The 19,139-nt window shown below is 64.4% G+C and carries 20 protein-coding genes; 15 read left to right on the forward strand and 5 right to left on the reverse strand.

Annotated features, from left to right (window positions below; all coding sequences use genetic code 11):
* Window position 1: 1 nt before the first annotated feature.
* The 11 genes from AC27VE_RS21935 (at window position 2) to erpA (ending at window position 9,587) form a co-directional block, all read left to right on the forward strand.
* Window positions 2-1,099 carry a TRAP transporter substrate-binding protein gene (locus AC27VE_RS21935; RefSeq protein ID WP_006226686.1) on the forward strand — a complete coding sequence of 366 codons (1,098 nt, stop codon included), beginning with the start codon at window positions 2-4 and terminating at the stop codon, window positions 1,097-1,099.
* A 261-nt stretch (window positions 1,100-1,360) separates the two neighbouring features.
* Window positions 1,361-2,515 (forward strand): ABC transporter substrate-binding protein, encoded by a 1,155-nt coding sequence (locus tag AC27VE_RS21940; RefSeq protein WP_006226687.1) that lies wholly within the window; start codon window positions 1,361-1,363, stop codon window positions 2,513-2,515.
* Window positions 2,516-2,680: 165 nt separating this feature from the next.
* Window positions 2,681-3,562, forward strand: a complete 882-nt coding sequence (locus AC27VE_RS21945; RefSeq protein WP_169271846.1) for a branched-chain amino acid ABC transporter permease — start codon at window positions 2,681-2,683, stop codon at window positions 3,560-3,562.
* A 3-nt stretch (window positions 3,563-3,565) separates the two neighbouring features.
* A complete protein-coding gene (locus AC27VE_RS21950) occupies window positions 3,566-4,447 on the forward strand; it encodes a branched-chain amino acid ABC transporter permease (protein WP_006226689.1) in 882 nt (293 codons plus the stop codon).
* Window positions 4,440-5,228: an ABC transporter ATP-binding protein gene (locus AC27VE_RS21955; RefSeq protein WP_427958815.1), complete on the forward strand. Its 789-nt coding sequence runs from the start codon at window positions 4,440-4,442 to the stop codon at window positions 5,226-5,228. Before AC27VE_RS21950 ends, AC27VE_RS21955 begins: the two co-directional genes overlap by 8 nt.
* Entirely contained in the window at window positions 5,225-5,935 is a 711-nt protein-coding gene (locus tag AC27VE_RS21960; protein WP_315527890.1) for an ABC transporter ATP-binding protein, read from the forward strand. Before AC27VE_RS21955 ends, AC27VE_RS21960 begins: the two co-directional genes overlap by 4 nt.
* A 307-nt stretch (window positions 5,936-6,242) precedes the next feature.
* Window positions 6,243-6,671, forward strand: coding sequence for a 50S ribosomal protein L13 (gene rplM / locus AC27VE_RS21965; protein ID WP_006217309.1), 429 nt, complete (start codon window positions 6,243-6,245; stop codon window positions 6,669-6,671).
* 9 nt (window positions 6,672-6,680) lie between these two features.
* Window positions 6,681-7,073: a 30S ribosomal protein S9 gene (rpsI, locus tag AC27VE_RS21970; protein ID WP_006226692.1), complete on the forward strand. Its 393-nt coding sequence runs from the start codon at window positions 6,681-6,683 to the stop codon at window positions 7,071-7,073.
* A 199-nt stretch (window positions 7,074-7,272) separates the two neighbouring features.
* On the forward strand, window positions 7,273-8,337 hold the full coding sequence (gene argC, locus AC27VE_RS21975) for an N-acetyl-gamma-glutamyl-phosphate reductase (RefSeq protein ID WP_006226693.1): 1,065 nt from the start codon (window positions 7,273-7,275) through the stop codon (window positions 8,335-8,337).
* Window positions 8,338-8,382: 45 nt separating this feature from the next.
* Window positions 8,383-9,129 carry a DUF6776 family protein gene (locus AC27VE_RS21980; protein ID WP_488704950.1) on the forward strand — a complete coding sequence of 249 codons (747 nt, stop codon included), beginning with the start codon at window positions 8,383-8,385 and terminating at the stop codon, window positions 9,127-9,129.
* 86 nt (window positions 9,130-9,215) lie between these two features.
* Window positions 9,216-9,587, forward strand: a complete 372-nt coding sequence (gene erpA, locus AC27VE_RS21985) for an iron-sulfur cluster insertion protein ErpA (RefSeq protein WP_006226695.1) — start codon at window positions 9,216-9,218, stop codon at window positions 9,585-9,587.
* Window positions 9,588-9,683: 96 nt separating this feature from the next.
* Here erpA and AC27VE_RS21990 read toward each other — a convergent pair whose 3' ends face one another.
* Both AC27VE_RS21990 and AC27VE_RS21995 read right to left on the reverse strand, forming a co-directional pair.
* The gene (locus AC27VE_RS21990) at window positions 9,684-10,817 is read right to left on the reverse strand and encodes an anhydro-N-acetylmuramic acid kinase (protein ID WP_488704951.1); all 1,134 of its coding nucleotides are present in this window, start codon (window positions 10,815-10,817) and stop codon (window positions 9,684-9,686) included.
* An 80-nt stretch (window positions 10,818-10,897) separates the two neighbouring features.
* Window positions 10,898-12,307, reverse strand: a complete 1,410-nt coding sequence (locus AC27VE_RS21995) for a M23 family metallopeptidase (protein WP_488704952.1) — start codon at window positions 12,305-12,307, stop codon at window positions 10,898-10,900.
* A gap of 267 nt (window positions 12,308-12,574) precedes the next feature.
* Here AC27VE_RS21995 and tyrS point away from each other — a divergent pair, with 267 nt between their 5' ends.
* Together tyrS and AC27VE_RS22005 are read left to right on the forward strand one after the other, a co-directional pair.
* Complete coding sequence (gene tyrS / locus AC27VE_RS22000) at window positions 12,575-13,804, forward strand: tyrosine--tRNA ligase (protein WP_006226698.1); 1,230 nt, start codon at window positions 12,575-12,577, stop codon at window positions 13,802-13,804.
* A 71-nt stretch (window positions 13,805-13,875) separates the two neighbouring features.
* On the forward strand, window positions 13,876-14,529 hold the full coding sequence (locus tag AC27VE_RS22005; protein ID WP_088590302.1) for a YbhB/YbcL family Raf kinase inhibitor-like protein: 654 nt from the start codon (window positions 13,876-13,878) through the stop codon (window positions 14,527-14,529).
* A gap of 72 nt (window positions 14,530-14,601) precedes the next feature.
* Here the strand turns inward: AC27VE_RS22005 and AC27VE_RS22010 are convergent, their stop codons facing one another.
* The gene (locus AC27VE_RS22010) at window positions 14,602-15,240 is read right to left on the reverse strand and encodes a LysE family translocator (protein WP_035213896.1); all 639 of its coding nucleotides are present in this window, start codon (window positions 15,238-15,240) and stop codon (window positions 14,602-14,604) included.
* Window positions 15,241-15,444: 204 nt separating this feature from the next.
* On the opposite strand from AC27VE_RS22010, the gene glyA reads away from it, so the two are divergent.
* Together glyA and nrdR are read left to right on the forward strand one after the other, a co-directional pair.
* A complete protein-coding gene (gene glyA / locus AC27VE_RS22015) occupies window positions 15,445-16,695 on the forward strand; it encodes a serine hydroxymethyltransferase (RefSeq protein ID WP_488704953.1) in 1,251 nt (416 codons plus the stop codon).
* Between the two features lie 215 nt (window positions 16,696-16,910).
* A complete protein-coding gene (nrdR, locus tag AC27VE_RS22020; RefSeq protein ID WP_006226702.1) occupies window positions 16,911-17,390 on the forward strand; it encodes a transcriptional regulator NrdR in 480 nt (159 codons plus the stop codon).
* A 45-nt stretch (window positions 17,391-17,435) separates the two neighbouring features.
* Here nrdR and AC27VE_RS22025 read toward each other — a convergent pair whose 3' ends face one another.
* Window positions 17,436-18,398: a GlxA family transcriptional regulator gene (locus AC27VE_RS22025; RefSeq protein ID WP_315139048.1), complete on the reverse strand. Its 963-nt coding sequence runs from the start codon at window positions 18,396-18,398 to the stop codon at window positions 17,436-17,438.
* Between the two features lie 19 nt (window positions 18,399-18,417).
* The gene (locus tag AC27VE_RS22030) at window positions 18,418-18,981 is read right to left on the reverse strand and encodes a cysteine hydrolase family protein (protein ID WP_088590308.1); all 564 of its coding nucleotides are present in this window, start codon (window positions 18,979-18,981) and stop codon (window positions 18,418-18,420) included.
* Window positions 18,982-19,139: the final 158 nt, after the last annotated feature.

Raw genomic sequence — 19,139 nt, forward strand, 5'->3', positions numbered from 1 at the left:
GATGCAACGACGTTCATTCTTGAAGCACGCCGGACTCGGCGCCGTCGCCACGGGGGCCGCCGTCAGCACGCCTGCGTTCGCGCAGGACATGCCGTCGTTGAGCTGGCGCCTGTCGTCTGCTTTCCCCGCTGCCCTGGACCTGCGCATCGGCGCCGGCGAGCATTTCTGCAAATTCGTCTCGGAAGCCACGGGCGGCAAGTTCAACATTCGCCACTTCCCCGACGGCGAGATCGTCCCCGCGTCGGACCTGCTGGAAGCCGTCTCCACCAGCAAGGTGGAATGCGGCCACGGATCGTCGCGCCTCTTTTTCGCCAAGAACCCCGCCTTCTGCTTCGACGCCGCCGTGCCCTTCGGGTTGAACGCGCGCCAGATGAACGCCTGGATGAGCGAAGGCGACGGCCTGCGCCTGACCCGCGAGCTCTTCAAGCCGGAAAAGATCATCAATTTCCCGCTGGGAAACACCGGGGCGCAGATGGGCGGCTGGTACACCCGTGAAATCAAACGCCTGGCCGACCTGAAAGACCTGAAGATGCGGGTGGGCGGGCTGGCCGCCGACGTGCTCGGGCGCATGGGCGTGTCGCCGCAACCGGCGGACCCGGCCAAGCCGCTGGCCGAGGCCTTCGAAAAAGACGGCCTGCAGGCCGTGGCCGGCGCGGGCGCCTATGACGATGACAAGCTGGGTCTGAATAAGGTAGCTAAGTATTACTACGCACCCGGCTGGTGGGCGGGCGGCGAGCAGCTTTCCCTCTACATCAACGACGAGGCCTGGAACAAGCTGCCCAAGCACTACCAGGCGGTGGTGCAGGCCGCGTCGCTGGCCGCGCATGTGTCCCTGACGGCGCGCTACGACGCCCGCAACCCCGCGGCGCTGGCGCAACTGACGGCAAGCGGCGCGCAAATCCGCACATTTCCGCGCGCCATCATGGACGTGGCGTTCGAAACGACGCAACAGGCTTACAAGGACTTGGCGGCTAAAGACCCGAAGTTCAAGGCCATACTCGACAGTTATATGGGCTTTCGCGACAGCGAGATGCCGTGGTTCCGTTTGACCGAAAGCGCCTATGGCCAGTACCTGGGCGTGGCGCTGTCGGGCAGGTAGCAGGGAGGTCCGCCGCAGGCTGAACGGCATTCGGCGGAGAGTAGGGTTTTTGCTAGTAATACCGCGTTTTTTACAAAAAAATGGGCGGTTTTCGGGCTTTTCTCGAACCACATTCGAGTTTCGGCCTGATACAAAGGAGTAATATCCCGGGTCTTGACGCGCAATCATGGCGCCTTTAGGCGGCATAAGACGTCAATCCGGCGGGATTACACCAGCCCGGATTACCAATATTCCGAGACAGACTTTAAGGTGGTATCAACCATGCAATCCAAGACCAAGAAGCTGCTGGCCGCGCTGATCGCCGCCGGTATCGTCCCGGCTGCGCACGCGGCTGACATCAAGCTGGGTGTGGCGGAAGCCCTGTCCGGCGGCGCCGCCCAGTACGGCGTCTCGATCCGCAATGGTTTCCAGCTTGCCGCTGACGAAATCAACGCTGCGGGTGGTATCAACGGCAACAAGCTCGTGCTGGTGGTCGAGGACGAACAAGGCAAGAAAGAAGAAGCCATCAACGTCTTCAAGAAACTGATCTTCAAGGACAACGTCCTGATGGTCTTCGGCCCGACGCTGTCGAACTCGGCCCAAGCCGCCGACCCGATCGCCCAGGCTGCCAAGACGGTCGCCTTCGGCACGTCCAACACCGCTGACGGCATCACCTCCATCGGCAACTACGTGTTCCGCAACTCGGTCACCGAAGCCGACGTGCTGCCGGCCACCATCTCCACCGTCAAGGCCAAGACCGGCCTGAAGAACGTGGCGGTGCTCTACGGCAACGACGACGTCTTCACCAAGAGCGGCTACGACAACTTCAAGAAGGCCCTGGAAGACCAGAAGATCCCGGTCACCACGACCGAAACGTTCGCCAAGGGCGACGTGGACTTCAAGGCCCAGCTGACCAAGATCAAGGGCACCAACCCCGACGCCATCGTGCTGTCCGCACTGCTGGCCGAAGGCGCTCCCATCATGGTGCAGGCCCGCCAACTGGGCCTGAACGTGCCCGTCATCGGCGGCAACGGCATGAACTCGGTCAAGATTTTCGACCTGGCCCCTGGCGGCGCATCGAACAATCTGTGGATCGGCAGCCCGTGGTCGATCGAGAACAAGGCCCCCGAGAACGTCAAGTTCATCGACGCCTACAAGGCCAAGTTCAACGGTTCGCCCGACCAGTTCGCAGCCCAGTCGTATGACGCCATGTACATCGTGGCCCAGGCGCTGAAGAACACCAAGATCACCGGCGAACTGCCCAAGGACCGCGCTGCCCTGCGCGACGCCCTGCCTTCCGTGACCTGGACCGGTGCCACTGGCGCGTTCAAGTTCCGTCAAGCCAACGACCGCGCCGGCAAGCCGGCCGGCTACGACGCCGACCAGGCGCCGATCGTCAGCGTGACCAAGGACGGCAAGTACGTCATCGAGAAGTAAGCAGTACGCATCCCCGCGCGGGGGGATGCGCCTTGCGGACGGCAGCGCTGTCCGCAAGGCGCTTTTTATCGTAGGGCCGTCCCAAGACAAAAATGGCCTCCCTCGGGGAGAGCCGGACCACGCAGCGGGCGCGTGGAGGCCCTCATAGATCTGGAAAGTCCCATCATGTTCGAACAACAATTCGTCAATGCCTTGTCGCTGGGCTGTGTGTATGCACTGTTCGCGCTGGGCTTCACGCTGATCTTCGGCGTGCTCGGGGTGATCAACCTGGCGCATGGCGCCGTCTTCATGGTTGGCGCCTACGCGGCACTGTTCGTCGTTCAGCAATTCGGCCTGCCCCTGTGGGGTGCGCTGATGGTCGCGTTCTTCGTGGCCGGCTTCACCGGGGTCATCATCGACTACCTGGTGCTCAAGCCCCTGCGCAAGCGCAACGCGCCGCACTTGATTCCCATGATCGCCACGATTGGCGTGGGCATCATCCTGAATAACGGCGCCCAAAGCATTTTCGGCGCCAGCAACCTGCGCTTCCCGCACGGCACCGTGCCCGAGGAAGTGATCGAAGTTGCCGGTCTGCACCTGACCGTCATCGAGCTGGGCATCATCTTCCTGTCGTTCGCGCTGATGGCCGTGCTGATGTACGTCATGCGCCGCACGCAATTCGGCCGCGCGCTGCGCGCCATTGCCGAATCGCCCAAGGCCGCCTGGCTGCTGGGCATCAACGTCGAGCGCCTGTTCGTCACCACCTCGTTCGCCGCAGCTGCCCTGGGCGGCGTGGCCGGCGTGCTGATCGGGCTGTACTCGAACGCGCTGTTCCCCCTGATGGGCCAGCCGATGCTGCACAAGGGCATCGCGGTCATCATCCTGGGCGGCATGGGCGACATCCGCGGCGCCATGCTGGGCGGGCTCTTCCTGGGCTTCGCCGAGGTGCTGTCGGTTGCGTACGTCGGTTCCACCATGCGCGATGCGGTGGCTTTCGGCCTGCTGTTCCTGATCCTGCTGGTGCGCCCGCAAGGTCTGTTCGGCAAAGTGGTTCAACGCAAGGCTTAAAGAATGAGCGGATTCGAAAACTTCTGGGCCATCTACGGCAACCTGGTGCTCACGCTGGGCACCAATGCCTTGCTGGCCCTCTCCATCTGGCTGACCCTGGCCTGCGGCATGCTGGCCATGGCCAACGCCGCTTTCATGGGCATCGGGGCGTACACCGCCGCGCTGCTCACCATGAACTACGACGCCCCGTTCACGGTCGCCCTGGCCGGCGGCATGGCGGCGCCTGCGCTGGTGGCGGCGCTGATCGGCTTGCCGACCTTGCGCTTGTCAGGGGTCTATCTGGCCATGGCCACGCTGGGCTTCGGTGAAGTCGTGCGCGTGACCATCCTGAACACCGAGTCCCTCACCGGCGGCGCGCTGGGCCTGAACGGCATCCCGCAGCTGACGCAGTGGTGGCATGTGGTGCTGGCGGTCGTCATCGTCCTGTTCGTGCTCTGGCGCGTGCGCGCCTCCAAGATCGGCCGCTCGTTCGACGCCATCCGCGGCGACGAAACGGCCGCGGGCCTGATGGGCATCGACGTGCGTGCCAACAAGATGCTGGCCTTCGTGGCCGGCGCGATGATCGCAGGCCTGGCCGGCGCCCTGAACGCGCACCTGACCTTCTTCATCGGTCCCAACGAATACGGTTTCGACCGGGGCGTTGAAATCCTGACCATGGCCATCCTGGGCGGCATCGGCGGCCTGGCGGGTCCTGTCCTGGGCAGCTTCATCATTACGGTGCTGCCCGAGCTGCTGCGCGGCTTCGCGGATTTGCGTCTGATCGCGAACGGAGTGATTCTGGTGGTGATTGTGTTGTTCCTGCCGCAAGGCATCTGGGACCCGGCGCGCTTCAAGCGCTGGGCGCGTCAAGGCCGGGGCGGCCAGGGAGGCAAGCGCCATGCTTGAGCTTTCTTCCGTCTCCAAGAGCTTCGGCGGCTTGCATGTGCTGCATGACGTCAGCCTGTCCGTGCCCGAAGGCGCGATCTTCGGCCTGATCGGCCCCAACGGCGCCGGCAAGACCACGGTGTTCAACCTGATCACCGGCCTGTTGCCGCCCAGCGGCGGCTCGATCACGTTCAACGGCCAAAGCGTGCTGGCCAAGAAGCCGCACAGCATCACGCGCATGGGCATTGCGCGCACGTTCCAGAACATCCGTCTCTTCAAAGAGATGACGTTGCTGGAAAACGTGGTGGTGGGCGCCTATCGCCACATGAACTACGGCTTCCCCAGCCTGCTGCTGGGCCTGCCGGGCTACCGCGAGCACGAAAAGCGCGCCCGCGAGCGCGCCCACGAGCTGCTGACGTGGATGCGCCTGGATCACAAGGCCAACGACCTGGCCGATAACCTGTCCTACGGCGAACAGCGCCGCCTGGAGCTGGCGCGCGCGCTGGCCACCGAGCCCAAGTTGTTGCTGCTGGACGAGCCGGTCGCGGGCATGAACACCGGCGAACGCGCCGAACTCATGCGCGAGATCCTGGCGATCCGCGACCGCGGCTACACCATCTTGATGATCGAGCACGACATGCGCTTCGTCATGGGCCTGTGCGAACGCATCGCGGTGCTGAACTTCGGCAAGATCATCGCTTGCGGCGGTCCCGAAGAGATCCGCAACAATGAGCAGGTCATCGAGGCCTACCTGGGCCGCGAAGACGACGAAGACACCGAACAAGCGGAGGCCGCCAAATGAGCGTCATGCTGGAAGTCCGCGGACTCGAGGTCAACTACGGCCATATCGAAGCCGTCCGCGGCATCGACCTGGACCTGAACGCCAAAGAAATCACCGCCCTGGTCGGCGCCAACGGCGCCGGCAAATCGACCACGCTGCTGGCGCTGTCGGGCTTGCTGCCCAAAGCGCGCGGCCGCATCCTGTTCGAAGGCGAAGACGTCACCAACCTGGCCCCGCACCAGCTCGTGGCGCGCGGCATTGTGCAGGTGCCGGAAGGCCGGGCCATCCTCACCACCATGACGGTGCTGGAAAACCTGGAGCTGGGCGCTTACCGCCGCGGCCTGAAGAACGTGGATTCCGACCTGGAATACGTGTTCAACCTGTTTCCGCGCCTGAAAGAGCGGATCACCGGCATCGCCGGCAACCTGTCAGGCGGCGAACAGCAGATGCTGGCCATTGGCCGGGCCTTGATGGCCAAGCCCCGCCTGTTGCTGCTGGACGAACCGTCGATGGGCCTGGCGCCGATCGTCGTGCAGGAGATCTTCCGTTCGCTGCGCGCCATCAACGCCGACGGCCTGACCCTGTTCCTGGTGGAGCAGAACGTGCGCCAGGCGCTGAAGATCGCCCAGAACGGCTATGTGCTTGAGAACGGCGCCATGGCGCTGACCGGCACCGGCCGCGAATTGCTGGGCCACCCGCGGGTGCTGGAAGCGTATCTGGGCGCCTGAGCGCGTCCCTGCCTCGGGGATTTGTCCCTGAATTGCATGTGCGCTGGCTGCAACATGGCTTGCGGCCAGCCACCGCCTGAGGTTTTTGCGCTTGCCCACTTTTTGATCATCCGTGTTAGAATTTCAGGCTTTCCCTCATTTTGACCATTGCACGGGCGGGTAATAACGCTTAGGCGGGACGTCATAAAGATAAGGCCCGGAACTTGAAATCCAACGATTTCACGTCGCCAGGACTCTTGTCTAGTTGGGGAAAGAACACTGGCTAGACGTTCTAGTCAGCAAGAACTTTTTATTCTTAGGAACCATCATGAAGACCTTTGTGGCCAAGCCGCATGAAGTCCAACGTGACTGGTTTGTGATCGACGCCAAGGGCAAAGTCCTCGGTCGTGTGGCCAGCGAAGTCGCACGTCGTCTGCGTGGCAAGCACAAACCTGAATTCACGCCGCACGTTGATACTGGCGATTACATCGTCATCATCAACGCATCCGATATCGTCGTTACCGGTACCAAGGCGAAGGACAAGAAGTACTTCCGCCACACCACGTACCCGGGCGGTATCCGCGAAACGAACTTCGAGAAAATGCAAGAGCGTTTTCCCGGTCGCGCCATTCAGAAGGCCGTCAAGGGCATGCTGCCCAAGGGTCCTCTGGGCTACGCCATGATCAAGAAGCTGAAGGTCTATGCCGGTGCCGAGCACCCGCACACCGCCCAGCAGCCCAAGACGCTGGATATCTAAGGAAACGCCATGATCGGTAACTGGAATTACGGAACCGGCCGTCGCAAAACTTCGGTGGCTCGCGTTTTCATCAAGAAGGGCACGGGTAAGATCGTTGTCAACGGCAAGCCCGTCGACGAGTTCTTCGCCCGCGAAACTGGCCGCATGATCGTGCGCCAGCCGCTGGAACTGACCGGCCACCTGGAATCGTTCGACATCAAAGTCAACGTCCACGGCGGCGGTGAAACCGGCCAGGCCGGCGCAGTCCGTCACGGCATCACGCGTGCCCTGATCGACTACGACGCGACCCTGAAGCCCGCACTGTCGCAAGCTGGCTTTGTGACCCGCGATGCCCGTGAAGTCGAACGTAAGAAGGTCGGCTTCCGCAAGGCACGTCGTCGCAAGCAGTTCAGCAAGCGTTAATGTTGCTGCAAAAAACCCGCTTCGGCGGGTTTTTTGTTTTTGGGCGGACGCGGGACAGATGCCCCGGCCGCCCCGCGCGGAACTCCGCGCGCCCCGTCCGGTCGGACAAAGGGGTTCGCGCACCAATTTTGGCACGGTGCCGCAAGACCCGTTTCCCGAGCGATACAATCTAGCCTCGTTCTACGAAGAGCACACCATCATGGCCCAAGCATCGAACACCCGTATCAAGGTTGGTATCGTCGGCGGCACCGGTTATACCGGCGTCGAGCTGCTGCGCTTGCTGTCGCAGCATCCCAATGTGGAATTGACCGCCATCACGTCCCGCAAGGAAGACGGGCTGCCGGTGGCTGACATGTATCCGAACCTGCGCGGCCGCGTGAACCTGGCCTTCTCGGCACCGGAAAAGGCCACGCTGACGGATTGCGACGTGGTGTTTTTCGCGACGCCCCACGGCGTGGCAATGGCGCAAGCCCAGGAACTGATCGCCGCAGGCACCCGCGTCATCGACCTGGCCGCCGATTTCCGTCTGCAGGACATCCCCACCTTCGAACGCTGGTACAAGATTCCCCATACCTGCCCGGACATCCTGGCCGAATCCCAATACGGCCTGGTGGAACTGAACCGCGAAGCCATCGCCCGCGCGCGCGTCATCGGCAACCCCGGCTGCTATCCCACCACCGTGCTGCTGGGCCTGGCGCCGCTGCTGGAAGGCGGCAAGCCGCTGGTCGATGCCCAAACCCTGATCGCCGACTGCAAGTCGGGCGTGTCGGGCGCCGGCCGCAAGGCGGAAGTGGGCTCGCTGTTCTCGGAAGCGTCCGACAACTTCAAGGCCTATGGCGTGGCCGGTCACCGCCACCATCCGGAAATCGTTGCCCAGCTGGAGAAGATCTCCGGCGGCAAGGTCGGCCTGACCTTCGTGCCGCACCTGGTGCCGATGATCCGCGGCATGTTCTCCACGATCTACGCCCGCATCCTGCCTGAGGCCCGCGACACGGACTTCCAGGCTTTGTTCGAGCAACGCTACGCCGACGAACCCTTCGTGGACGTGATGCCGGCTGGCAGCCTGCCCGAAACCCGTTCGGTGCGTGCCTCGAACAACCTGCGCATCGCGCTGAGCCGTCCCGGCAATGGCGACCAGCTGATCGTCCTGGTCGTGCAAGACAACCTGGTCAAGGGCGCCGCCGGCCAAGCCGTCCAGAACATGAACCTGATGTTCGGCGTGCCCGAATCGACGGGCCTGGATCAGGTCGCAATTCTGCCCTGATGCCCGGATCGGGCGGCGGCTCCGGCCGCTGCCCCTCTGCTTCCCATGTCAGTTGATTCCCCCGCCACACATCCATCCCGCCCTGCCGGCGGGCTGCTGCGCGTGGCGGCAGGGCTGCTTGTCGGTGTGCTGCTGGGTGGTGCCGCCGGCTACTTCCATGCCCAGCGGCAAGCCCAGCCGCAGGATGCCGTCGTGATCAGCGCGGCGCAGGCCGAGGCGCAGCAAGAAGCCATGCGCCAGCAGGCCACGCAATTGCGCTACACGCAGGGCCAGCTGGATACCGCCGATGGCGAGCTCGTCATCGAGCGTGCCGCCCGCCAGGAACTGGAGACCCAGCTGCGCGCCGTGCAGGCCGAAGTTGGCCGCGTGCGAGACCAGTTGGCGTTCTACGAACAATTGCTGCCTCCCGGGCCGGAAGGCTCGGTGGACATCCGTGGCGTGCAGATCGACCGCGAAGGCGGCGGCCTGCGCTACAAGGTGCTCTTGATGCGCAGCGGGCGCAACGGCGGGGCCTCCTTTGCGGGCGCGCTGCGTTTCCAGGCCACGGGCGTCCTGAAGGGCGAAACGGTTACCGTGGATCTGGCGCCCCTGCAGGTCAAGGCCGAAACCGGGCCCGTGACGGCCACGGGCGAATCCACCACGGCGGCGTCTCTGGCCCTGCAATTCGACCAATACCAGCGCAGCCAGGGGGTCCTGGCGGTCCCAGAGGGTTTTGTCCCCGAAAGCGTTACCGTCAGCGTCCTGGAAGGCGATACCGTCCGTGCATCGCGCAGTATCAAACTGGAACTTTGAGTCTAGTCAAGCCCTGCGCTATAGTGACACTATGCGAGCGCCGTTGCCGCTCACCGAAATATGGCCTATCCGGCCAGGAGTGAACCATGAATGCAGTGACCGAAACCGTCGACCTCCAGGCCGCCCCGCCTGTTCCTTTGGTATTTACTGACTCGGCTGCCGCCAAAGTGAAGGACTTGTTGGCCGAAGAAGGCAACCCCGAGCTGAAGCTGCGCGTGTTTGTCCAAGGTGGCGGCTGTTCGGGCTTCCAGTACGGCTTCACGTTCGACGAAGTCGTGAACGAAGACGACACCGTGCTGGACAAGGCCGGCGTTCAACTGCTGGTTGATCCGATGAGCTTCCAATATCTGGTCGGCGCCGAGATCGACTACAAGGAAGACCTGGAAGGCGCGCAGTTCGTCATCCGCAATCCCAACGCCAGCACCACCTGCGGCTGCGGTTCCTCGTTCTCGGTGTAATTCCTCACCGGTTCGGGAAAGCAAAAGCCCTTCGGCATGCCGAAGGGCTTTTTGTTTTTGGGCGGCATGTGGTGCGGTCCGCCCTTCATGCCCGCTTCAAGCAGGATAGAGCGCGCCCAGGATCCGTGGGCCGTGCGCGCCCGTCACGGCCGGCAGCCCAGCGGGCCGGCGTTCGACAAACGCTTGCGCCAGCCACGCAAAGGCCAGCGCTTCGACTTGCTGTGCGGGTACGCCCAGCGCATCGGTCGCTTGCACCGGACGCTGCAGGCAATACGCCAGTTCGCGCATCAGGTCGGCGTTATACGCGCCGCCGCCGCACACGAAGACCTCTTGCGTGCCCGCAGCGGCCGCGTCGATGGCATTGGCGACCGTCCTGGCAGTCAGGCGCTGCAGCGTCGCCTGCACGTCCTGAGGGGCCGGCTTGGGGCCGTCGAACGCGGCCAGTCGGTCGTCCAGCCATTGCAGGTTGAACAGGTCGCGGCCGGTGGACTTGGGTGGGGGCAGGGCGAACCAGGGCTCGCTGGCGATCAGTTGTTCCAGCAAGGGCGCCACCACCTGGCCGGAGGCGGCCCAGCGGCCGTCGGCGTCATAGGGCTGCCCCAGATGGCGTTGGCACCAGGCGTCCAGGAAGACGTTGGCCGGGCCGGTATCGAAGCCGCGCGCCGGCTGGCCGGGCGCCAGTAGCGTGACGTTGGCGATGCCGCCCAGATTGAGGACGGCGCGGCCATGCTGCGCCCCGAAGATCGCGGCGTGGAATGGCGGCACCAGCGGTGCACCTTGGCCGCCTGCGGCCACGTCGCGGCTGCGGAAGTCCGCCACCACGTCGATGCCGGTCAATTCCGCCAGCAAGGCAGGCGCATTGAGCTGCACGGTATAGCCGCTGTCCGGCCGGTGCCGGACGGTCTGGCCGTGCGCGCCGATGGCGGTCACGGCGTCCGCTTTCAGGCCGGCGTCCTGGAGCAGGGCGGCGACCGCCTGGCCGTACAGGCGGGCAAGCGCGTTCGCGGCCAGCGCGGCGCGCGCCAGTTCGTCGTCGCCGGACAGGTTCAGCGCCAGCAGCTCGCGGCGCAGGTTCTCGGGCATGGGCAGGCTGGCGCTGGCAAGCACCTGCGGCGCCTGGCCGGCGTCCAGGCGGACGAGCACGCCGTCGACGCCGTCGACGCTGGTGCCGGACATCAAGCCGATGTAGAGCGCTGGGTTGCCCTGCGGGCGGGGAGCGGAGGAATTCACAGGCGCCTCGGAAAGAAGAAAGGCGGCCGGCAGAATCTGCGCGGGCCGCCTTTTTGGGACGTTTTGCTGTGGCGGGCCGGTTAGCGGCTGGCCACGTTGGTCAGGGCATCCGGCAGCGTCTGCTGGAACTCGGTCAGCAGCTGGATCTGCTGCTTGTACGGTCCCACGGCCTGGTTGAACGCGCGGACTTCCGCAGGTTCCAGGGCACGGGCGACCGGCAGGTCTACCGACAGCGGGTCGATCGGCTGGTTGTCCACGCGGAACTCGTAGTGCAGGTGCGGGCCGGTGGCCCAGCCGGTGGCGCCGACGTAGCCCAGCAACTGGCCTTGCGAGATCTTCGAGCCCTTGGTGATGCCTTCGGCGATGCGGCTTTGGTGGGCATACAGCGTGGAGTACTTGCCGTGATGCTTCACGATGACCACGTTGCCGTAGCCGTTCTGCCAGCCGGAGAACTCGACCGTGCCGTCCGCAGTGGAGTGGATCGGCGTGCCCGAGGGCGCGGCGTAGTCCACGCCCTTGTGGCCCGTCCAGGTCTTGTGGATGGGATGCATGCGCATGCCGAACGTCGAGCTGATGCGGCTGAACTTCAGGGCGGTGCGCAGGAACGCGCCGCGCAGGCTGGTGCCGTCGAAGTCGTAGTACGAACCGCTCTTTTCGTCGGGGCTGAACCAGACGGCGCTGTAGGTCTTGCCGCCGTTGATGAATTCCAGGGCCAGCACGCGGCCGGCGCCGGCGTAGCGGCCGTCGTGCGAACGCACTTCGTAGACCACGCGGAACTGGTCGCCCTGGCGCAGGTCGCGCAGGAAGTCGATCTTGGCGCTGAGGATGTCGGCCATCTGCATGGTGACCGAATCCGGGATGCCGGCGGCGTCCGTGGCGCCGAACAGCGACGACTTGATCGTGCCCACGGCAACGCGGGTCTGACGGTCGGTGCTTTCGGTGACTTCCTCGGCCTTGTAGCTGTCGCCGGACGGGGCCACGTGCAGCATGCGCGTCACGACCTGGCCGTCGGTCTCATTGCCGGGGGTGTGGATGTAACGCAGCCAGATCAGGTTGCCCTGGTCGTCCGTGGCGGCCTGGACGGAGCGGCCCGGGTACAGCTTGTAGATGCTGCGGGCGCTGGCGTCGTGCGTCAGGAAGGTCTGCAGGTTCGGGGCGTCCAGCTCCAGGCGTTGCAGCACGGCAGCCAGCGTATCGCCCGCACGGATGCGGGTTTCGCTGATGTACGGCGCGGCGCTGGGACTGCTGACTTCGACTTGCTCGGCGGTCAGCGGCAGCACGCTCTGGATGATGCGGGACGGGGGGAGTTCGGTGCGGTCGGGTTGCTGCACCATGCCGAGGGCGGCGGCGCCTGCAAACAGACCGATAGCGGAGACGAGAAGAGTGCGACGGAAAAGTCCCGAGCGATGGGGCTTGGGCTCAACGGGCGCAAACAGGGCAGCAACTTTGCGCTTGATGCTACTCGCCAGTTCGTGGAGGCCACGATTCATCGTGAAGATACCCTCTCAGGTGGCTTGAGCTCGCAGGGTGCGTAACACGAACGGCCCCTGCGCGCCACGGATTCGGGGGCAAGGGCTGCTGGCGCAGGGCGCATCTTGTGAACAACGGGTGGTAGGCCGAACCGCAACTGCGAACTGCGTATAGATAGCAGTTGCGTATGATTGGGCGGTATCCTAGCTGATTCGGCTAGAATTTTCGATAGTTTTCGTCACTTTTTACACCTTTTTGTCGGCTGAAGCCGCGTTGGTCCCCCTGCCATGTCACCCTCAGAAGCCCCTATCACTCCCGAAGTCGAAGCCGATCTGCGTATAGCCAAGCGCGGCTGCGACGAGTTGCTGGTCGAGTCCGAATTCGCCCGCAAGCTGGCCAAGAGCCGCGCCACCGGCGTGCCCCTGCGCATCAAGCTGGGGCTGGATCCCACCGCGCCGGACATCCATCTGGGCCACACCGTGGTGCTGAACAAGATGCGCCAGCTGCAGGACCTTGGCCATAACGTCATCTTCCTGATCGGCGATTTCACGTCGACCATCGGCGACCCCAGCGGCCGCAACAGCACCCGCCCGCCGCTCACGCGCGAGCAGATCGAGGCCAATGCCAAGACCTACTATGCGCAGGCCAGCCTGGTGCTGGATCCGGCCCGCACCGAGATCCGTTACAACTCCGAATGGTGCGATCCGCTGGGCGCACGCGGCATGATCCAGCTGGCATCGCGCTACACCGTGGCTCGCATGATGGAACGCGAGGACTTTACCAAGCGCTTCAAGGGCGGCATCCCGATTTCGGTTCACGAATTCCTGTATCCGCTGATGCAGGGCTATGACTCGGTGGCGCTGAAGTCCGATCTGGAGCTGGGGGGCACCGATCAGAAGTTCAACCTGCTGGTCGGGCGCGAGCTGCAAAAGGAATATGGCCAGGAGCCCCAGTGCATCTTGACGATGCCGCTGCTGGTAGGCACCGACGGCGTAGAGAAGATGTCCAAGTCCAAGGGCAACTACATCGGCATTTCGGAGTCGCCCGATTCGATGTTCGGCAAGCTCATGTCGATTTCGGACACGCTGATGTGGCGTTACTTCGAACTGCTGTCGTTCCGTTCGCTGGAAGAGATCGCCGCCCTCAAGCAAGAGACCGATGGCGGGCGCAACCCGCGTGATGCCAAAGTCATGCTGGCTCAGGAAATCATCACGCGCTTTCACTCCGCGCGCGCGGCCGACGAAGCGCTGGCGTCCTTTGAAGCACGCTTTCGCGACGGCGCCATTCCGGAAGACATGCCCGAAGTGAATATCGGCGGCGCGCCGGTGGGTATCCTGAAGCTGCTGCGCGAAGCGGGCCTGGTTGCATCGGGTTCCGAGGCGCAGCGCAATGTGGAGCAGGGCGGCGTGCGCGTCAACGGCGATCGAGTCGAGGATAAATCGTTGCAATTGCCCGCGGGGACTTACGTCGTCCAGGTGGGCAAGCGCAAGTTCGCGCGTGTTAACTTGAACCCATGATTGCGAAGTTTTGATACGCTGAGGGTACAGGCAGGGGCGGTACGCCCCTGCGGCACTTCAAGGAGCACGACATGAAACTTTCGAGTTTGTCTTTTTCCGATCACGAGTCGATTCCGGAGCGCTACGCCTTCGGCAAGATCGATGCGCAATCGCACGTCGCGCTGGCAGACAACTACAACCCGCAGTTTTCGTGGGACGACGTCCCGCCGGGAACGCAGTCGTTTGCGTTGATCTGCCACGATCCGGACGTGCCGTCGCGGCCTGACGACGTCAACCAGGAAGGCCGCGAAGTTCCGGCCGACCTGCCCCGCGTGGATTTCTTCCACTGGGTGCTGGTGGACCTGTCGGCCGATCTGCGCGAAATCGATGAAGGCGCCTTCTCCAACGGCATCACGCCGCGCGGCAAGGGCGGTCCTTTGGCGCCGATGGATGCGCGCCAGGGCATCAATTCGTATTCCTCGTGGTTCGCCAATGACCACGACATGAGCGGGGACTATTTCGGCTATGACGGCCCGTGCCCGCCCTGGAACGATTCGATCGTGCACCGCTACGTCTTCACGCTGTATGCGTTGGACGTGCACAGCCTGAACCTGAACGGCTCTTTCACCGGCGAGGACGCACTGCGCGCCATGCAGAAGCACGTGCTGGCCCACGCCTCGGTGACGGGCACCTACACGCTCAATCCGAAACTGGCGCCCAAGCAGATCGGTGCGACCGAGGCGTAGCGCCAGCCGCTGACGCTGCGTAAAGAGGGCCGCGATTGCGGCCCTTTTTTTGCGTTCCCCACCCACCGTCCGTCAGGCGGTCGAACGCTTCAGGCGCAGCAGCGCCAGTCCGAAGGCGACGAAGATCGAGCCGACCAGGCGGTTCAGCCAGACCACGATGCGCGGTTGGCGCAGCAGTCGGCGGGCGCGGCGGGCGAGGGCGCCGTAGGTGAGCAGCGACACCAGCGACATGGCCATGAAGATGCCGGTCAGGATGAAGAACTGCGGCAGCAGCGGCTCGTGCGCGTTCAGGAATTGCGGAAACAGCGCGGTGAAGAACAGGATGGGCTTGGGATTCATGGCGGCCACAAACGTGGCTTCCAGGTAAAGCCGGCCCGGCCGGCGCGGCGGGGCGGCGATGGCGGCGTCCTCGGGCGGCGCGATGTGGGCGCGGCCCAGCAGGTGGCGCAGGCCGACATAGATCAGGTAGGCGGCGCCTGCAATCTTCAGCGCCGTGAAGAGCAGTGCCGAAGATTGCAGCACTACGCCCAGGCCAAGCATGGCCGCGGCCGACAGCAGGAACAACCCGGTGACATTGCCCAGCGTGGACGGCACGACGGCGCGCACGCCGCCCGCCGCGCCGTTGCGGATGGCAAGCATGGTGGCGGGGCCCGGACTGATGACGCTGGCGGCAGCTACTAGCGAGTAGGTTATGAGGGTGGCGCTTTGCATGAAAGTTTCTCAAGTCGGGTTGAGAGCGGTTTCCGGGCACGACGCGTTAGCGTGGTTTTCGTGCCCATCGCCGGTATTTTGCCTCGCTTGCCCCCATGTTGGCGGCAATTGAATCCGCCTGACGCGGTAAACTATTCAGCATTCTTCGGGTTTACCCACCCGACACGGCTTTCTCCTCTCTTACCGCCTCAGGAATCCCCCGTCATGTTTGACCGCAACCTCACCTTGTCCAAGGCTGACCCGGACGTTTGGGCCGCCATCCAGAAGGAAGACGTTCGCCAAGAGCAGCACATCGAGCTGATCGCTTCGGAGAACTACGCCAGCCCGGCCGTCATGGAAGCCCAGGGCACGCAGCTCACGAACAAGTACGCCGAAGGCTATCCGGGCAAGCGCTACTACGGCGGTTGCGAGTACGTGGACGTGGTCGAACAGCTGGCCATCGACCGCCTCAAGCAGATTTTCGGCGCCGAAGCCGCCAACGTGCAGCCCAACTCGGGTTCGCAGGCCAACCAGGGCGTGTACATGGCCGTGCTGAAGCCGGGCGACACCGTGCTGGGCATGAGCCTGGCCGAAGGCGGCCACTTGACGCACGGCGCGTCGGTCAACGCATCGGGCAAGCTGTACAACTTCATCTCGTACGGCCTGGACGAAAACGAAGTCCTGAACTACGAGCAAGTCGAGCAACTGGCCCGCGAACACAAGCCCAAGCTGATCGTCGCGGGTGCATCGGCCTACGCCCTGCACATCGATTTCGAACGCATGGCCCGCATCGCCCGTGAAAACGGCGCGCTGTTCATGGTCGATATCGCCCACTACGCGGGTCTGGTCGCCGGCGGCGCCTACCCCAATCCGGTGCCCCACGCCGACTTCGTCACGTCCACGACGCACAAGTCGCTGCGCGGCCCGCGCGGCGGCGTCATCATGATGAAGGCCGAGCACGAGAAGATCATCAACTCGGCGATCTTCCCCGGCATCCAGGGCGGTCCGCTGATGCACGTCATCGCCGGCAAGGCCGTGGCGTTCAAGGAAGCGCTGGAACCCGGCTTCAAGGATTACGCGCAGCAAGTGGTCAAGAACGCGAAGGTGCTGGCGGACACGCTGGTCAAGCGCGGCCTGCGTATCGTCTCCGGCCGTACCGAAAGCCACGTCATGCTGGTGGACCTGCGTGCCAAGGGCATCACGGGCAAGGAAGCGGAAGCCGTGCTGGGCCAGGCCCACATCACGGTCAACAAGAACGCCATCCCGAACGACCCGGAAAAGCCTTTCGTGACCAGCGGCATCCGCCTGGGCACGCCGGCCATGACCACCCGCGGTTTCACGGAAGCCGAAGCCGAACTGACTGCCAACCTGATCGCCGACGTGTTGGACAATCCGCGTGACGAAGCCAACATCGCCGCTGTACGCGCCCGCGTCAACGAACTGACGTCGCGCCTGCCGGTCTACGGCAAGCAGTAAGCAGCACTTCCCCGGCCCCCAGGCTATCCGCCGCAGGGGCCAGACCAAAGGGACGGCCCCGCAAGGCGCCGTCCCTTTGCTTTCCGGGCGGCAGGCGCTATCCTCGAGCCGGCTGTCCGTAGTATTGGGGACGAATAAGCCGTATTGGCGCTTCCCGCGGGGCGCATCGTTACAATATGCTCAATTATTGCTATCCGTGCCTTTAGGGAACACACATGCGGTGTCCATTTTGCGGCAATGCCGAAACACAGGTCGTCGACAGCCGCGTCTCGGAAGAGGGCGACGCGATCCGTCGTCGCCGCCGCTGCCTGTCCTGTGACAAGCGGTTCACCACCTATGAGCGGGTGGAGCTGGCCCTGCCTTCCATTGTGAAACGCAACGGCAGCCGCAGCGAGTACGATCCCGCCAAACTGCGCGCCAGCCTGAGCCTGGCGCTGCGCAAGCGCCCCGTCAGCACCGAGGATGTGGATGCGGCCGTGGCGCGCATCGAAGAACAGTTGCTGGCAAGCGGCCTGCGCGAAGTGCCCAGCGAACACATCGGCGAACTGGTCATGACCGAGCTGCGCAAGCTGGACAAGGTGGCCTACGTGCGCTTTGCGTCGGTCTACAAGAGCTTCGAGGACATCGGCGAATTCGTCGAGGCCATCCGCGAAATGCAGGGGCCCTTGCTGCCGGGCAAGCTGCGCAAGGAATAGCGCCCGGCGAGGTGCGGCAGGACGATAGACGGCGCTTCGGCGCCGTTATTGCAAGGTCGCCGAACGCGCCAGGCTGGGCGTCTGCGGCTGGAATTTGCGCCAGACGCGGCGCATGTGCTGGGCCGAGCCGAAGCCGGATTTTTCCGCCACGCGCTCCAGGTCCAGCCGGGTTTCGCGCAGCAGGTCGCGCGCCAGCGCGACGCGTATCTGATACAGGTAGTCCATCGGCGTGCAGCCGGCGTGCTCGCGGAACAGCCGCGTCAGGTGGCGGGCGCTGGTGTGCGCCTGGTCCGCCAGCGACTGCGCGGACCACGGTGCGGCGGGGTTGCGCACGACGGCGTCCTGCACGCGGTGCACACCCGGATGCATATGGCTGCGGTGCTCCAGCCACGGCGACAGCGTGGAATCCGTGCCGGCGCGGCGCTGATAGACCACCATGTCGCGCGCCACCTCGCTGGCGACGCGCGGCCCGCAGTGGCGCGACACCATGTGCAGCGCCAGGTCGATGCCGGCCGTGATGCCGGCGCTGCTGACCAGGTTGCCGTCTTCGACGAAGATCCGGTTGTCGTGCACGCGGGCGGTCGGGTCGATGTCCGCCAACTGCGCCAGGCAGGAGTGGTGGGTGGTGCAGTCGCGTTGCCGGGTCAAGCCGGCCGCGGCGGCGAACAGGGCGCCTGCGCAAACGGTCATCAGCGTGAAGCCGTCCGCCGGGTGGCGCACCGCCAGCCAATCGATGACGGCGTGGGCGTCCGGGCCGTCCAGCCGTGTGGGCTGGCCCACCACGCCCGAAATGATGACCAGCGCGTGCGCGGGCAAGACGGCCGGTAGCGGCTGGATGTGGGCAAGGTGCAGGCCCGCGATGCCGCTTTCCACGGCTTCGGAAGGGCCGCAGAAATGCTGCTCGAACGTGCCGGGGCAAAGCTTGTTGGCCACGCGGAAGGCTTCTGCGGGACCGGCCAGGTCCAGCAGGACGATGCCCCGCGACAGCACGAAGTACACGGGGATCATGGCGCTTTCCTTGTCCGGGTCAGGCCGCCAGCGCGTCGGCGGCGCGCGTGACGCGTGCAAACCGGCCTTGCAGCACCAACTCGGTATGGTCGCGGATCTCGGCCGGCGTGTAGTGCTTGCCGGACGGGCTTTGCATGGCGAACGTCAGGGTGGCGTCGGTGGGGAAGACCACCTTGAAGCCCGCGTCGCTGGCGTGGCGCGACGTGGTTTCGCAGCATTGTTCAGTGCGGATGCCGCTGACGATGATGCCTTCGATGCCGTTTTCCCACAGCCAGTCATGCAAGGAGCGGCCGTCCGCGCTTTCGGCGTACAGCGAGGAATGCACCGTCTTGTGGAACACGGCGGTGGGCGCCACACGCAGTTCCTGCAGCGTCTTGACGTGGCCCGAGGCCAGTGAGAACGGATTGGCCGGGTCGCTGGACTTGCTGACGTGGAACACCTGCAGCACGGGAATCCCCTGGGCGGCGGCCGAATCGATCAAACCCTGGATTTGCTCCAGGAAGGCCGGGTACTCGGTTTCGTCCCAAAACGGACGGTGCCGGAAAGATTCTTGTACGTCGATGACGATCAGCGCTTGTTTCATGTTCCGGGCTCCAGGCCAAGGATTTCAGGGGGTACGACGCCATTCTGCTGCGGACTCCCGCCGTGCGCGAGATCGTTGAAAGACGCCTGACGGCCCAAAACGGACATGCTGAGAGCATACCCCTTCCAGCAGGGGCGGGATGCGCCCGCAGGCGCCGC

The organism is Achromobacter sp. 18P8.1.1, from assembly GCF_057799415.1.

Bases quoted from the DNA above. Each gene is read 5' to 3' on its own strand.
- AC27VE_RS21935 (WP_006226686.1), top strand. From the start codon at position 2: ATGCAACGACGTTCATTCTTGAAGCACGCCGGACTCGGCGCCGTCGCC.
- AC27VE_RS22010 (WP_035213896.1), bottom strand. From the start codon at position 15,240: ATGCAAAGCGCCACCCTCATAACCTACTCGCTAGTAGCTGCCGCCAGC.
- AC27VE_RS22025 (WP_315139048.1), bottom strand. From the start codon at position 18,398: ATGATCCCCGTGTACTTCGTGCTGTCGCGGGGCATCGTCCTGCTGGAC.
- AC27VE_RS21950 (WP_006226689.1), top strand. From the start codon at position 3,566: ATGAGCGGATTCGAAAACTTCTGGGCCATCTACGGCAACCTGGTGCTC.
- nrdR (WP_006226702.1), top strand. From the start codon at position 16,911: ATGCGGTGTCCATTTTGCGGCAATGCCGAAACACAGGTCGTCGACAGC.
- AC27VE_RS22030 (WP_088590308.1), bottom strand. From the start codon at position 18,981: ATGAAACAAGCGCTGATCGTCATCGACGTACAAGAATCTTTCCGGCAC.
- AC27VE_RS21980 (WP_488704950.1), top strand. From the start codon at position 8,383: ATGTCAGTTGATTCCCCCGCCACACATCCATCCCGCCCTGCCGGCGGG.
- rplM (WP_006217309.1), top strand. From the start codon at position 6,243: ATGAAGACCTTTGTGGCCAAGCCGCATGAAGTCCAACGTGACTGGTTT.
- AC27VE_RS22005 (WP_088590302.1), top strand. From the start codon at position 13,876: ATGAAACTTTCGAGTTTGTCTTTTTCCGATCACGAGTCGATTCCGGAG.
- AC27VE_RS21960 (WP_315527890.1), top strand. From the start codon at position 5,225: ATGAGCGTCATGCTGGAAGTCCGCGGACTCGAGGTCAACTACGGCCAT.
- glyA (WP_488704953.1), top strand. From the start codon at position 15,445: ATGTTTGACCGCAACCTCACCTTGTCCAAGGCTGACCCGGACGTTTGG.
- AC27VE_RS21995 (WP_488704952.1), bottom strand. From the start codon at position 12,307: ATGAATCGTGGCCTCCACGAACTGGCGAGTAGCATCAAGCGCAAAGTT.
- argC (WP_006226693.1), top strand. From the start codon at position 7,273: ATGGCCCAAGCATCGAACACCCGTATCAAGGTTGGTATCGTCGGCGGC.
- erpA (WP_006226695.1), top strand. From the start codon at position 9,216: ATGAATGCAGTGACCGAAACCGTCGACCTCCAGGCCGCCCCGCCTGTT.
- AC27VE_RS21955 (WP_427958815.1), top strand. From the start codon at position 4,440: ATGCTTGAGCTTTCTTCCGTCTCCAAGAGCTTCGGCGGCTTGCATGTG.
- AC27VE_RS21940 (WP_006226687.1), top strand. From the start codon at position 1,361: ATGCAATCCAAGACCAAGAAGCTGCTGGCCGCGCTGATCGCCGCCGGT.
- rpsI (WP_006226692.1), top strand. From the start codon at position 6,681: ATGATCGGTAACTGGAATTACGGAACCGGCCGTCGCAAAACTTCGGTG.
- tyrS (WP_006226698.1), top strand. From the start codon at position 12,575: ATGTCACCCTCAGAAGCCCCTATCACTCCCGAAGTCGAAGCCGATCTG.
- AC27VE_RS21945 (WP_169271846.1), top strand. From the start codon at position 2,681: ATGTTCGAACAACAATTCGTCAATGCCTTGTCGCTGGGCTGTGTGTAT.